We start from the raw sequence: 14,300 nt of genomic DNA, 5'->3' as shown, positions 1-14,300 counted from the left end.
GGTTGGCAGCGGCACTTGGATGGTGTACACCCTAGGTGTCATTAGAACAGGTTCTAATTGGCCGCACCAACAGAAACGCAGAGGAAACACCCGTGACAATCGCCACCTCATCCGACCAACTTGCTGTGTACGACAGTGTAACCGAGTGGGCGAAAGCGAAAGCCGTGGTCGACGCGGTGCGGGCCGACGTCGACGGGGCGGGCCCGTCGTGGCGCGGGCTATTCGTCGAGCTCGGCGAACTAGGGATCTTCGCGGCTGCCGTCGACGATTCTCGCGGTGGCGCAGGCGGGACTCTCGTCGACGTCGCGGTGATGTTGGAGGCCTGCGGTTCGTCGCTCGTGCCGGGGCCGCTCGCGGTGTCGGTCGCGGCGGCGTACGCCGCCGCCCAGCAGGAGTCGCCCCACGCGCCGTCACTGCTCGCGGGCGAGCGGCCCGTGGTGGCTCCGGCCGCCGCGATCGCCTCGGGACGACCGTTCACGCCCGTCGACGGCGTCGTCGACCTCGGCCCGGTGCCCGGATGGGTGGACGACGCGTGGATCGCGGCGCCGCTCACCGCTGACGACGGCAGCTCTCGTTGGTGCCTGATCGACGCTGCGACGGTGACGGCCGATGTCGCCGAGATGGCCGGTCCGCTCGATGGGACCGCTGTCCCGCGTCGAGTGCGGTTGTCGGGCGTCGACGACGCGACCATCGTCGATCTGGTCGACGGTCAGTCCTTCGGTGCGGTGCTCACGCTCGGCATCGCCGCCTATCAGGCCGGCGTCGCCCGTCATGCGCTCGATGTCGCGGTCGACTACGCGAAGGTGCGGACCCAGTTCGGCGCGCCGATCGGGTCGTTCCAGGCGATCAAACAGATCTGTGCCGACATGCTGTGCCGCAGCGAGCAACTCGCCGCAGCGACCTGGGACCTGGCGTCCGCGCTGGACTCCGGCGACCGCGAACAGGTCCGGCTGAGTCGGCTCGCCGCCGCGGTCCTCGTCGCCGACCTGGCCCCCGCCAACACGAAGGACGCGATTCAGGTCCTCGGCGGCATCGGATTCACCTTCGAGCACGACGCCCACCTGTACCTGCGGTCGGCGCTGGCGGCACGCATGATCCTCGGGCAGGGGAAGGCGGCGCGGACCGAGCTCGCGCAACTGGGACGAGACGGCGCGCGCCGTGAGTTCTCGCTCGACCTCGACTCCGTGGAATCCCGTCGAGCGGAGATCGCGGCGGCCGCAGACGAGGTGGCCGCGGTCCCCGAAGCGGAGCAGCGGGCGGCGCTCGCGCGGACCGCACTGCTGGCCCCACATTGGCCGGAGCCCTACGGCCTCGGCGCGGGGCCGGCTCTGCAGCTGCTGATCGACGCCGAGCTGGACCGCGTCGGCGTCGTCCGGCCTGATCTCGTCATCGCCGGGTGGGCGTTGCCCACGATCCTCGAGCACGGGACCGACGCGCAACGCGAGAAGTTCGTGGCACCGACGCTCGCGGGCGACATCCGTTGGTGCCAGCTATTCAGTGAGCCCGAAGCTGGATCGGACCTCGCGTCGCTGCGCACCAAGGCCGTGCGGACCGACGGAGGCTGGTTGCTCACCGGGCAGAAGATCTGGACGTCGGAGGCGCACATGTCGCAGTGGGCCGTGTGCCTGGCGCGCACCGACTCCGACGCGCCCAAGCACAAGGGCATCACCTACTTCCTGGTCGACATGGCAGCCTCGGGCATCGACATCCGCCCGCTGCGCGAACTGACCGGCCGTGCGATGTTCAACGAGGTGTTCCTCGACGGAGTGTTCGTTCCCGACGAGATGGTCGTCGGCGAGATCGACGGCGGGTGGCGACTGGCCCGGACGACTCTCGCCAACGAGCGTGTCGCCATGGGCGGATCCGGGCTCGGGAAGGAGGTCGACGCACTGCTGACGCAGATCGACGGCGTCGACCTCGACGACGACCAGACTCGGGCACTCGGCGGGATCGTCGCCGACGCCCACATCGGTCGCGTGCTGGACGCGCGCGCCGTCGTTCAACGTCTCTCGGGCACCGACCCGGGCGCCACGTCGAGCGTTCGGAAGCTGATCGGCGTCGTTCATCGCCAAGCCGTTCCGGAGTTCGCGACCGATCTGCTCGGCGTCGAAGCGCTCGCGTCGACCACAGCGACGGAGCTGCTTCTGCTCAACCGCTGTCTGTCGATCGCCGGCGGTACCACGCAGATTCTCAAGAATGCGGCCGCTGAACGGATTCTAGGTCTGCCTCGAGGCTGATCTCGTGACCAGCGACACCCTCCATCTGATACAAATAGAACAAGTTCTAGTTATTCAGATTGGAGGCACGGGTGGACTTCACCCTGGACCCCGCGGCTGCGGCCGTCGGCGAGGCTGCGGACGAGGTCGTGCGACGTCTCGAGCCCGATTGGGAGAGCAGATTCGCCGGGAACGGATTCGACGCGGACGCGTGGCGCGCGTTCGTGGAGGCAGGCTTTCCGGTGATGCCGCTGCCGGAGAGTGTCGGCGGTGACGACCTCGATGTCGACTCGTTGCGCCCGCTCGTCACACGGGCCGGACGCGACGCCGTCGTCACGCCGCTGCTCGGAACACTGGCCGCCGGACTGATCGTGCGCGCGGACGTCGGTGCGGTCGCGGTCGCGATCGGTGAGCCCGGTTCGGCGCTCGGCGACCGGCAGGCCACAGTCCTGTCGGACGGCGTCGTCACCGGCGTGAAGACCGGCGTCCTGCATGCCGACGCGGCCGACGCCCTCCTGGTCACGACCGACGGCGGCGTCGCGGTCGTGGCGGCAGACGCCGACGGCGTGCAGATCACCCGGACCACCTCGTCGTCGGGGTGGGGTGAATGCACGATCCGCTTCGACGGCGCCCGCGCCGATCGTGTGCTCGCCGACGACGTGTCGCGACTCGTCGACGTCTACCGCTCGCTGCTCGCCGCGTACGCGTCTGGTCTGCTCGCGGGCGCTATCGCCCGCACCGCCGAGCACGTCAGCACGCGCAACCAGTTCGGCAAGCCGATCGCCGCCTTCCAAGCCGTCGGACAGCAACTCGCCGACGTCTACGTGGTGTCGGCGACGCTCGACCTGGTCGCGACCGCGGCCGCATGGGAGCTCGCACAGGGGCGTGACGCGGCGACGGACCTCGCCACCGCGGTCTACACCGTCGCCTCCGAACTGCCCGCCACGATGCGAACCATGACGCACCTGCACGGCGGGATCGGCGTCGACGTGACGTACCCGCTGCACCGCTACTTCTCCATCGCCAAAGACCTCGCCCGACTGGTCGGCGGCGCAGACCGCACTCTGGGGGTGCTCGCGTGTTCATAGCGCTCACCGACGATCAACTCGCGCTCCGTGACGAGCTGCGCACCTACTTCTCGACCCTCATCAGCGACGACGACGCTCGGACGATGAGGACCGAACGCCACGGGCCCACGTACCGCAAGGTGATCAAACAGATGGGCTCCGACGGGTGGCTCGGCGTCGGCTGGCCGACGGAGTTCGGCGGCCGCGGGTTCGGCGAGATCGAACAGCAGATCTTCACCAACGAAGCGGTCCGCGCGGACGTGCCGCTGCCGTCGGTCACCCTGCAGACCGTTGGCCCCACCCTGCAGAAATACGGGACCGCCGAACAGAAGGACATGTTCCTGCCGCGGATCCTGGCAGGCGACGTGCATTTCGCGATCGGCTACACCGAGCCGGACGCCGGAACCGACCTCGCCTCGCTGACCACGAGAGCAGTGCTCGACGAGACCGGCGAGAACTACATCGTCGACGGTCAGAAGATATTCACGACCGGCGGCCATGACGCCGACTACATCTGGCTCGCCTGCCGCACCAACCCGGATCTGCCCAAGCACAAGGGGATCACCATCCTCATCCTGGACACTCGTGATCCGGGTTTCTCGTGGACGCCGATCATCACCGCGGACGGCGCCCACCACGTGAACGCCACCTACTACAGCGGAGTCAAAGTCCCGGTGTCGATGCGGGTCGGCGACGAGGGCGACGGTTGGAAGCTGATCACCACCCAGCTCAACCACGAGCGGGTCATGCTCGGCCCGTCGGGCCGAATCAGCGGGATCTCGGACAAGGTCCGCCAGTGGGCGCAGGCCCACGACGTCGACGGCGAACCGGACGTGCGGCGGACCCTCGCGAAGATCGACGCCTACGAACGGCTCAACGAGTTGCTCAACTGGCAGGTCGCCTCCAGCGGCGAGATCTCGATGGCGTCGGCGGCCGCGACCAAGGTGTTCTCCACCGAGCGCGTTCAGACCATCCACCGGATGGTCGACGAGATCGTCGGCCGTCACGGTGACTTGACCGATCCGGCCACCGCCGACCTCGCCGACTGGCTCGACATGATGGCCAAGCGCAACGCGGTCATCACATTCGGCGGCGGCGTCAACGAGGTGATGCGAGACATGATCGGCACCGCCGGTCTCGGCCTGCCGCGAGTGAAGAGGTGACCCCGTGACGAATGTGACTGTGACGAATGCGAACACGACTGCGTTCGGGACGATCACGCCCGACTCGACGGACGACGAGATCCGCGCGGCGGCCGACGCCATCAAGGCGGCGGGTGCGAGCGCACCCGCCGCGGGGCGCGACCCGGTCAACCGGCCGATGATCCACAACTGGGTCGAGGCGATGGGCGATACGAACCCGATCTACGTCGACGACGACGCGGCACGTGCCGCCGGACTCGACGGGATCGTCGCACCGCCTGCCATGGCTCAGGTGTGGACGATGCGCGGACTCCGCGGCGCCCGCACCGACGACGACCCGTTGGGGCGGGCGACCGCGCTGTTCGATGCGGCCGGTTACACCTCCGTCGTCGCCACGAACTGCGACACCGTCTACCACCGGTACGTTTCGCCCGGCGACGAGGTGACCCTCTCGGCAGAGCTCATCGACATCGTCGGCCCCAAGCACACCGCCCTCGGCGACGGCTGGTTCTTCACCACGAAGAACACGTGGAGACGGACGAACGGGCCGGACGGCGACGGGGGCGGCGAGATCGTCGCCGAGATGAACTTCCGAATCCTCAAGTTCGCGCCCGGTCCATCGAAAGCCGAGAACCCGGCGCCCGACCTCGACCCGTCGAAGCTGATCCGTCCGACCACCTCGCGGGACACCGCGTTCTTCTGGGAGGGCGTGGCCGCCCACGAACTGCGCATCCAGGAGCTCGCGGACGGTTCGCTGCGACACCCGCCGATTCCCGCCACCTGGAAGCCACGCGGTGACGACGGCGAGTTCGGGACCACCGACTATCGTGTCGCATCCGGTCGCGGAACCGTGTACAGCCACGTCGTCCACCACGCGCCCAAGGTGCCTGGACGGTCGTTGCCGTTCGTCGTCGCACTCGTCGAACTCGAGGAGGGCGTCCGCATGCTCGGCGAGCTGCGCGGCGTCGACCCCGCCGACGTGCGGATCGGGCTGCCCGTCGATGTCACGTTCCTCGACTTCCCGGCAGACGGCGACGAACCCGCGTGGACGCTGTATGCGTTCACGCCGAGCGAGGGAGACGGCCAGTGACCGCACCGACGATCGCGGTGGGCGCAGCACTCACCCCCTTGACGATCGAGGCGACCCCGACGTTCGTGGTGTCGACTGCGATCGCCACACGCGACTTCCAGGACGTCCACCACGACCGGGATCTCGCACACCAGAAGGGGTCCAAGGACATCTTCGTCAACATCCTCACTGACACCGGGCTGGTGGAGCGTTTCGTCACCGACTGGGCCGGACCGACGGCGAGGATCGCGTCGATCGCATTGAAACTCGGGGTCCCCTGGTACGCCTACGACACGTTGACGTTCACCGGTGAGGTGACCGAGATCGAGTCCGCGGGCGTGGACGGCGAACGTGTGACGGTGGCCGTGACCGGCACCAACTCACTCGGTAAGCATGTGATCTCCACTGTGGTCTTCACCAGGAAGGATGCCGCGTGATGACTGACCGCGCACTGTCGGGGAAGGCGTCGATCGTCGGCATCGGCGCGACTGACTTCTCCAAGAACTCTGGTCGCAGCGAACTGCGACTGGCCGCCGAAGCCATCACCGCCGCCCTCGACGACGCCGGGCTCACCGCAGCGGACGTCGACGGCCTCGTCACGTTCACCATGGACACCAACATGGAGATCGCCGTCGCCCGCGCCGTCGGGATCCCGCAGCTCACGTACTTCTCCCGCATCCACTACGGCGGCGGGGCAGCGTGTTCCACGGTGCAGCAGGCGGCGATGGCGGTCGCGACCGGTGTCTGCGACGTCGCGGTGGCCTACCGTGCGTTCAACGAGCGCTCGGGCAACAGGTTCGGCCAGGTCAACGCGGCCGTCGCCAACCAGGAGAACTCGTCGGGCACCGACAACGCGTTCTCCTATCCGCACGGCCTGTCGACGCCCGCCGCATTCGTCGCGATGACCGCCACCCGTTACATGCACGAATACGGGGCGACCAGCGAAGACTTCGGTCGGATCGCCGTCGTCGACCGCAAACACGCGGCGACCAACCCGAAGGCCTTCTTCTACGAGAAGCCCATCACTATGGAGGACCACCAGAAGTCGCGGTACATCGCCGAACCGCTGCACCTGCTCGACTGCTGCCAGGAGTCCGACGGTGGTGTCGCGATCGTCGTGGTCTCGGCTGAACGCGCCAAGGATCTGCGCCGGACGCCGGTGTCGATCGCGGGCGCCGCCGCGGGCAGCGGCAGCGACCAGTTCATGATGACCAGCTATTACCGAGACGAGCTGCCGGCTCTCGAGGAGATGGGCCTCGTCGGCCGCCAGCTGTGGGAGCAGTCGGGCCTGCGTCCGGACGACATGGACCTGGCTATCCTCTACGACCACTTCACCCCGTACACGCTCATCCAATTGGAAGAGCTCGGCTTCTGCGGTCGCGGCGAGGCGAAAGACTTCGTGTCCGAACCCGGCGCCCTCGAAGTGGGCGGACGGTTGCCGTTGAACACGCACGGCGGACAGCTCGGCGAGGCCTACATCCATGGGATGAACGGCATCGCCGAAGCCGTGCGCCAGCTGCGCGGCGACTCGGTCAACCAGGTCGACGGAGCGTCGAAAGCCATCGTCACCGCGGGAACCGGCGTTCCGACGTCGGGCCTCGTCCTCACCCTCTGATTCCACTCCCCTCTGATCCCACTCCCCTCTGATCCCACTCCACTGCCACCATCAAGGAGACACCGAGATGAAGTTCAACCTCGCCGACGTGTTCGAGACCGTCGCCGACTCCGTGCCCGAACGCGTCGTTCTCAGCTATGAGGGAACCAACTACACCTACGCGGAGATGGACGTCCTCACTACGCAGGTCGGCCACATGTTCGCTGGGCACGGGATCGGACTCGACGACCATGTCGCGTTGTTCCTCAAGAACAGCGTCGAACACGTCACCAGTCTGCTCGGGCTGATCAAGGTGCGGGCCGCCCCGATCAACGTCAACTACCGGTACACCGACGCAGAGCTCGAGTACATCTTCGAGAACTCGGATTCGTCGGCGATCATCGTGGAGCTGCCCGAACACCAGCAGGCGGTTGCCCGGCTGCTGCCGAAGCTTCCGTTGGTGAAGAGCGTCTTCGTGATCGGCGACGTCGACGACGAACTGTCGGCGACGGTCGCGGGCCTCGGCGACGGGCGGACGGTCGAGATCGTCGACTTCGCCGAGCACACGAGCGCCTCGACGGAACGCGATTTCGAGCCGCGCACCGGCGAGGAGCGCTATGTGCTCTACACGGGCGGCACGACCGGCTACCCGAAGGGTGTCGTGTGGCGTCACGACGACTTCTTCCGTAAGCCGATCTCCGGCGGGAACCCGTACGGCGACCCTCGCGAGGACCTCGCCGAGATCACTCGGGAGGTCAAGAACTTCCCGTCGATCGCGGCGCTCATCGCGGCGCCCCTCATGCACGGTGCGGCGTCGTACCTGCTGTTCACATTCATCTCGCTCGGCAGCCGACTGATCGTCGAACGTGACTTCAACGCCAAACAGATCATCGAGAACATCCCCCGCGACCAGACACAGATCATCCTGATCGTCGGCGACGCGATGGGCATCCCGCTGGTCGAGGAGATGGAGAAGCAGAAGGACACCACCGACATGTCGTCGCTGTTCTCGATCACGTCGGGTGGCGCGATCTGGAGCAGGAGCGTCCGTGATCGGATGGTGGCGGTGAAGCCGGAACTGCTGATGCGCGACAACTTCGGTGCGTCGGAGTCGGGCAACGACGGCGAGATCATGATGGACGAGAAGGGCAACCTGTCGGTGCCGCCGTCGGACAAGATGATGATCGTCGACGAGCGTTTCAACGAGATCACCACACCGAACGAACCGGGCCTGCTCGCCCGCATCGGCAACGTCCCGGTCGGCTACTACAAGGATCCGGAGAAGTCGGCGCGCACCTTCCCGACGCTGCCTGACGGCCGTCGGATCTCGGTGCTGGGTGACATGGGCTACGTGACCGAGGACAAGCACATCGTGTTCCTCGGCCGCGGCAGCCAGTGCATCAACTCGGGCGGCGAGAAGGTGTACGCCGAGGAGGTCGAGGCTGCGCTGCACGGTCATCCCGCGATCGCCGACGCACTCGTCGTGCCGGTTCCCGACGAGCGGTACGGGCAGCGTGTCGGCGCCGTCGCCAGCCTCAAGGAGGGTGCGGACGAGCCGTCGTTGGAGGAGATCCAGGTGCACTGTCGGGAGACGATCGCAGGCTACAAAGTGCCGCGGAGCATCGTGTTCGTCGACGAGGTGAAGCGCACGCCAGCCGGCAAGGCCGACTACCGATGGGCGAAGTCGGCGGCGGCCGCGACCGCCGAGACGGTCTGATCGACTGGCCCCGACAGGTCAACCGACCGACAGCGGACCCCGCCCGTTCTAGGATGTTCGACGTACATCTTCTGAATGGACGGGGTCCTTATTATGCGTTTCCGTGCTGTCACCGGCTCCGGTCTGGCCCCCGCCGCCCTCATTCCCGCCGCCCTGGCACTATCTGCTCTGATCCTGTCTGGGTGCTCGTCCGTCGACGGCACGCCGACCGTCGCCGACTCTGAGCGGGCGGGCATGTCGACGTCGACGTCGTCCACGGCTGGCCAAGACGGCCCGTCGGACGACATCCCGGGGAGCAGTTCGCCGACCAGCAGTGACGAACCGTCCTCAACGGGTAGTACGTCGGGTGAGGGAATCTATCTGAAAGTCGTCCGACAGGGTGGCGCCTTCTCGGATGTGAGCGACAGCGACCTGATCGAGCAGGGCGAGAAGGCCTGCGCGGATCTGCGTTCGGGCAAGAAGTTCCTCGATGTCGTGGACGATGTCGAAGTCGCCAAGGGCGACATCAGCAACGGCGCACGTCTCGTCGGCGTGGCGGTCGGTGCGATGTGCCCCGATCAGACAGACAAGATCAGCAGCTAGTCGCGGTCGGCAGGTGGGCACGATCAGCAGGTAGGGCTCGGGGCGGACGGTAGCGCGGTTAGAGTGAGATGACCCTTCCAGATCGGAGTCCATCCATGCGTGTGCGTACCCTGCTCATCACCCCGCTCATCGCGAGTGTCGCGCTGCTGTCCGTTGCCTGCGGGTCCGACTCCGACTCCGACTCGGACACGAACTCGACGCAACGACAGGCCTACTTGTCCGCCGTGAAATTGAGCGGCGTCACATTCGCCGACGACGACGAAGCGATCTCGGTGGGCCGCAAGATCTGCGAAGACGTCAAGAGCGGCACGAGCATGTCTGACGCCGCGAAGAGCGTGAGTCAGGCGTCCAACACCGCGCAGGGCGCCGCGGTCGTCGGCGCCGCGATCGGGTCGTTGTGTCCGGGCGCGGCGAGCGAGATGCTGCCGGACTCGTCCGACCTGCCGACCATGCCGAGCATCGATCTGCCGGGCTAGAGTTCGGGTGACCTGCCGACCATGCCGAGCATCGATCTGCCGGGCTAGAGTTCGGGTGACCTGCCGACCATGCCGAGCATCGATCTGCCGGGCTAGAGTTCGGGGCGCTACAGTTCCGGACGCTGCCGCATCGATCCGCTCGCGTCGAGTTCGAGCACGGTGTCGATGCCGATCCGCTGCAGGAACGGGTAGTCGTGGCTGACGACGACGAGTGCGCCGCGATAGGCGTCGAGCGCCTCGGCGAGTTGCTGCACGCTGGTGACGTCCAGGTTGTTGGTCGGCTCGTCCAGGATGAGCAGCTGGGGCGGCGGTTCCGCGAACAACAGCTTGGCGAGGACGACGCGAAAACGTTCGCCGCCGGACAGTGTGGACACTGGACGGTCGACGGCCGCTCCGCGAATCAGTAACCGCGCGAGGCGGTTCCGGATGTCGCCGGGTTCGGCGCCGGGGGCGGCTGCCTGCACGTTGGCGAGAGCACTCGCCGCGTCGTCGAGCCCGTCGAGTCGCTGGGGGAGATAGCCGTAGGAGTCGGTGAGCAGTCGCCCCGCCACCCGCCCGGTGACTGGATCGGCGCCCGTCACGAGATGAGTCAGCAGCGTCGACTTGCCCGATCCGTTCGGCCCGACGACCGCGACTCGTTCCGGACCTTGAACGACGACGACGCCGTGCGCGGTGGTGAACTCAATCAGACGTCGGCTGCGCGGCAGGTCGGGTGCAGGCAGGTCGAGGCTGATGTGGTCGTCGTCGCGGATACGGGCGTCTGCGGCGTCGACTGCCGCCTGCGCCGCATCGACCTTGCTGTCGAGGGTGCCGCGCAGAGACCCCGCCGACTCCTGTGCCCGACGCTTGCGCGCCCCGGCGAGGATCTTGGGCAGCCCGCCGTCGGCTTGCGCCTTCTTGCCCGCGCGGGCGCGGTGCGCGAGCCGGGTTTCGGCGTCGACGCGTTGGCGCTTCTCGGCCTTCAACGTCTGCTGGGCGGTGCGCGCGGCTTGGACCGCCGCCGACTGCTCGGCTTCGACGGACTCGCGCCACGCGCTGTAGGGTCCGCCGAACGTCGTGATCGAACCGCCATACAGTTCGGCCGTCACGTCCATGCGTTCGAGGAGTTCGAGGTCGTGGCTGACGACGATCAGGGTACCGGGCCAGTCGTCGACGAGGCCCGCGAGCCTGGCCCGGGTGGCTCGATCGAGGTTGTTGGTCGGCTCGTCCAGCAGGGTGATCGGGGTGCGGCGCAGGGACAGGCCGGTGACGGCGAGGAGCATGGCTTCCCCGCCGGACACGTCGGCGACGCTCCGATCGAGGTGTTCGGCGGAGAAGCCGATCCGGTCGAGGGCCGCTTCGACGCGGGACTCGATGTCCCAATCGTCGCCGACCGTTTCGAAGTGGGCTTCGTCGACGTCGCCGGACTCGATCGCGCGCAGGGCGGCGAGCACATGATCGACACCGAGGAGTCGAGCGACGTCGGTGGCGGCGTCCAGCGTGAGAGTCTGGGGCAGGTAGCCGACCTCGCCCGCGGTGTCGATGTGTCCACTCGTCGGGGTGAGGTCACCGGCGATCAAACGCAGGAGCGTCGACTTGCCCGAGCCGTTGCGGCCGACGAGACCGGTGCGCCCCTCGGTGAACGCGCCGTCGACGTGCGCGAGAGCGACTGACCCGTCCGGCCAGGTGAAGGAGACGTCGCGCAATGCGACGGAGGAGTGCGTGGAAGTAAGCATGTGGCGGCGACCTTACCGAGGCGCCCGGCAGCGTGCACCTGATTTTCGCCTGCGACATATGCCCGGTTGTGAGACGGATGAGGGACTCACTAGACATAGCGTCAGTGAAACTCATACGGTGGATGAGTGTGACTCGGACCACCGCGTGACGGGGGACAGCACGATTCGGACAGGAGCGGACTCATGACAGACAAGAGGGTTGCGATCATCGGAGCTGGGTGCTCCGGCTTCACGACCGCGAAACGGCTGAAAGACCACGGTATCGACTTCGACTGTTTCGAGATGTCCGACGACGTCGGCGGCAACTGGTACTACGGAAACCCGAACGGCCGGTCGGCCTGCTACCAGTCGCTGCACATCGACACCTCAACAACCAGGCTGGAGTTCGAAGACTTTCCGGCGCCGTCGGACTGGCCGCATTTCCCGCACCACACGCTCATCCACCAATACTTCCGCGACTACGTCGACCACTTCGGCCTCCGCGACTCGATCCACTTCGGTACCGCCGTCGAACGGGCAGCGCGCCGCGCCGGAGGCGGGTGGAATCTGACCCTCAACTCCGGTGACGAACAGTTCTACGACGCATTGGTCGTGGCCAACGGGCATCATTGGAATCCGTTCGTCCCCGACTACCCCGGGCATTTCGACGGCGTGATCGTCCACAGCCACGACTATCGAACACCCGTAGACCCCGTCGACATGCACGGCAAGCGCGTGATGGTGGTCGGTATGGGCAATTCCGGACTCGACGTCGCGTCCGAGGTGTCCAATCGGACCGTCGCCGAGCACGTCTGGGTGTCGGCGCGGCGCGGAGTCTGGGTGCTCTCGAAGTACCGCGGCGGAAAGCCAGCCGACAAGATGATGATGCCGCCGTGGATGCCCAAGAAGCTCGGTCTCGCGATCTCGCGGCGCGCGATCAAGAAGTCGCTGGGCAGCATGGAGGATTACGGACTGCCCAAGCCCGACCACGAGCCCCTGTCCGCGCACCCGTCGGTCAGCATCGACTTCCTCGCCAAAGCCGGCTCCGGCGACCTGACGTGCGTGCCGGCGATCGAACGGTTCGACGGCGACGCCGTCGTCCTCACCGACGGACGCAGGATCGACGTGGACGTGATCGTGATGGCGACCGGCTACCGGATGTCGTTCCCGTTCTTCGACGACCCGGCCCTGCTCCCCGGCGATGACCACCGGTACCCGCTGTTCAAACGGATCGTGCGCCCCGGTGTTGACGACCTGTACTTCGCGGGTCTCGCGCAGTCGTCGCCGACCATCGTCAACCTCGCCGAACAGCAGAGCAAGCTTATCGCCGCTCATCTCGCAGGGCGCTACCGACTGCCGACGGAAGACGAGATGCGGACCGCCGTCGCGCAGGACGAACGACGACACCTCGGGCAGTACTACAACGCACCGCGTCACACCATCCAGATCGACTTCGCCCGGTACACCAGGGATCTCCTCGCCGAGATCGAGGCCGGTGCGCAGCGGGTGCGCGAACCGGTAGGCACGCGGTGACGGTCGACGGTGCCTGTGCCGCCGAGTTCGCCGGGGTGCGTGCGGCTTTCGAAGCCGAGTTCGACGCCGGACACGAGGTGGGGGCCTCGCTGTGCGTCATGGTCGGCGACGACGTGGCGGTGGACCTGTGGGGCGGCGTCGCCGACATCGCAACGGCCCGGCCGTGGCAGCGGGACACCGTCGCCACCACCTACTCGGTGACCAAGACGATGACGGCCCTGGTGATCCTGGCCCTGGCCGACCGCGGTCTGCTCGACGTCGACCAGCCCGTCGCCCGATACTGGCCGGAGTTCGGCCGGGCGGGCAAGAGCGAGGTGACGGTCGGCCAGATCCTCGACCACACGTCCGGTGTCTCCGGCTGGGAGAAGCCGATGACGATCGACGATCTCTACCGACAACACGACGCGGCCGCCGCGCTCGCCGAGCAGGCGCCGTGGTGGCCGCCGGGCGACGGCTCCGGCTACCACGCGCTCACCTTCGGCACGATCCTTGGCGAGGTGGTGCAGCGGGTCACCGGTACGACGCTCGGACAGTTTCTCGAAGCCGAGATCGCTGGCCCGCTCGGAGCCGACTTCCGCATCGGCATGCGCAGCGGTCTCGACCGGATCGCCCCACTGGTGCCACCGCCTCCCAGCGGATTCGACCTGGGTTCGCTGGCCCCGGACGTCGAACCCCGGCGAACCCTGGGCAATCCGGTGTTCTCACCGACAGTCACGGCGGATCCGGCGTTCGTCGCCGCCGAACTCGGTGCAGTGAACGGGCAAGGGAACGCACGGTCGGTCGCGCTCGTCCAATCGGTCGTCACAGGTCGCGGCCAGGCTCGCGGTCGTGCGATTCTGTCCTCGGAGACAGCGGACCGCCTCTTCGAACCGAGAACCGACGGGACCGATCGGGTCCTCGGCGTGCCGGTCAGCTTCGGTCTCGGGTGGGCCCTGTCGAGTCCGGCGATGCCGGGCGCGCCCGACGGACAGGTGTGCTGGTGGACGGGATTCGGCGGCTCCGTCGTCTCCTGCGACGCCGGCCGCGGCATCACCGTTGCCTACGTCATGAACGCGATGTCGCCTCAGCTGATCGGCGCCGAACGTCCGAACAGGTATCTGGCCGCTGTGTACGAGTCGCTCTGACCGGGCGCACGTCGCGGCGCGCAGTGCCCGGAAACAACTTCGGCACTTTCTTTCGGCCGTACGCCGAAAGAAGGTGCCGAAGTGCA

Annotated in this window: 12 protein-coding genes; 11 read left to right on the top strand and 1 reads right to left on the bottom strand. The window is 67.3% G+C overall.

From position 1 onward, the window contains the following. Positions 1 to 92 precede the first annotated feature (92 nt). The 9 genes from L5G33_RS08575 (at position 93) to L5G33_RS08535 (ending at position 9,863) form a co-directional block, all read left to right on the top strand. Positions 93 to 2,237: an acyl-CoA dehydrogenase family protein gene (locus L5G33_RS08575; protein ID WP_236997753.1), complete on the top strand. Its 2,145-nt coding sequence runs from the start codon at positions 93 to 95 to the stop codon at positions 2,235 to 2,237. Positions 2,238 to 2,308: 71 nt separating this feature from the next. Further along, positions 2,309 to 3,304 carry an acyl-CoA dehydrogenase family protein gene (locus tag L5G33_RS08570; protein ID WP_236997752.1) on the top strand — a complete coding sequence of 332 codons (996 nt, stop codon included), beginning with the start codon at positions 2,309 to 2,311 and terminating at the stop codon, positions 3,302 to 3,304. After that, the gene (locus L5G33_RS08565; protein WP_236997751.1) at positions 3,295 to 4,446 is read left to right on the top strand and encodes an acyl-CoA dehydrogenase family protein; all 1,152 of its coding nucleotides are present in this window, start codon (positions 3,295 to 3,297) and stop codon (positions 4,444 to 4,446) included. The genes L5G33_RS08570 and L5G33_RS08565 overlap by 10 nt, the downstream gene beginning before the upstream one ends. A 52-nt stretch (positions 4,447 to 4,498) precedes the next feature. Then, complete coding sequence (locus L5G33_RS08560; protein WP_236997812.1) at positions 4,499 to 5,515, top strand: bifunctional MaoC family dehydratase N-terminal/OB-fold nucleic acid binding domain-containing protein; 1,017 nt, start codon at positions 4,499 to 4,501, stop codon at positions 5,513 to 5,515. After that, the gene (locus L5G33_RS08555; RefSeq protein WP_308191553.1) at positions 5,512 to 5,931 is read left to right on the top strand and encodes a MaoC family dehydratase; all 420 of its coding nucleotides are present in this window, start codon (positions 5,512 to 5,514) and stop codon (positions 5,929 to 5,931) included. The genes L5G33_RS08560 and L5G33_RS08555 overlap by 4 nt, the downstream gene beginning before the upstream one ends. Beyond that, positions 5,931 to 7,109 carry a lipid-transfer protein gene (locus L5G33_RS08550; RefSeq protein ID WP_236997750.1) on the top strand — a complete coding sequence of 393 codons (1,179 nt, stop codon included), beginning with the start codon at positions 5,931 to 5,933 and terminating at the stop codon, positions 7,107 to 7,109. Before L5G33_RS08555 ends, L5G33_RS08550 begins: the two co-directional genes overlap by 1 nt. 67 nt (positions 7,110 to 7,176) lie before the next feature. Then, entirely contained in the window at positions 7,177 to 8,805 is a 1,629-nt protein-coding gene (locus L5G33_RS08545) for an AMP-binding protein (RefSeq protein ID WP_236997749.1), read from the top strand. A 93-nt stretch (positions 8,806 to 8,898) separates the two neighbouring features. After that, positions 8,899 to 9,387 (top strand): DUF732 domain-containing protein, encoded by a 489-nt coding sequence (locus tag L5G33_RS08540; RefSeq protein ID WP_236997748.1) that lies wholly within the window; start codon positions 8,899 to 8,901, stop codon positions 9,385 to 9,387. A gap of 95 nt (positions 9,388 to 9,482) precedes the next feature. After that, the gene (locus L5G33_RS08535; protein WP_236997747.1) at positions 9,483 to 9,863 is read left to right on the top strand and encodes a DUF732 domain-containing protein; all 381 of its coding nucleotides are present in this window, start codon (positions 9,483 to 9,485) and stop codon (positions 9,861 to 9,863) included. A gap of 107 nt (positions 9,864 to 9,970) precedes the next feature. Here the strand turns inward: L5G33_RS08535 and L5G33_RS08530 are convergent, their stop codons facing one another. After that, positions 9,971 to 11,578: an ABC-F family ATP-binding cassette domain-containing protein gene (locus L5G33_RS08530; RefSeq protein ID WP_236997746.1), complete on the bottom strand. Its 1,608-nt coding sequence runs from the start codon at positions 11,576 to 11,578 to the stop codon at positions 9,971 to 9,973. Between the two features lie 183 nt (positions 11,579 to 11,761). On the opposite strand from L5G33_RS08530, the gene L5G33_RS08525 reads away from it, so the two are divergent. Next, positions 11,762 to 13,090 carry a flavin-containing monooxygenase gene (locus tag L5G33_RS08525; protein ID WP_236997745.1) on the top strand — a complete coding sequence of 443 codons (1,329 nt, stop codon included), beginning with the start codon at positions 11,762 to 11,764 and terminating at the stop codon, positions 13,088 to 13,090. Further along, positions 13,087 to 14,214 (top strand): serine hydrolase domain-containing protein, encoded by a 1,128-nt coding sequence (locus L5G33_RS08520; RefSeq protein ID WP_236997744.1) that lies wholly within the window; start codon positions 13,087 to 13,089, stop codon positions 14,212 to 14,214. Before L5G33_RS08525 ends, L5G33_RS08520 begins: the two co-directional genes overlap by 4 nt. The last annotated feature ends 86 nt before the right edge of the window (positions 14,215 to 14,300 follow it).

Source organism: Gordonia liuliyuniae (genome assembly GCF_021738805.1).
Taxonomy (GTDB): Bacteria; Actinomycetota; Actinomycetes; order Mycobacteriales; family Mycobacteriaceae; genus Gordonia; species Gordonia liuliyuniae.
This window is presented reverse-complemented; position numbering and strand designations above follow the sequence as displayed.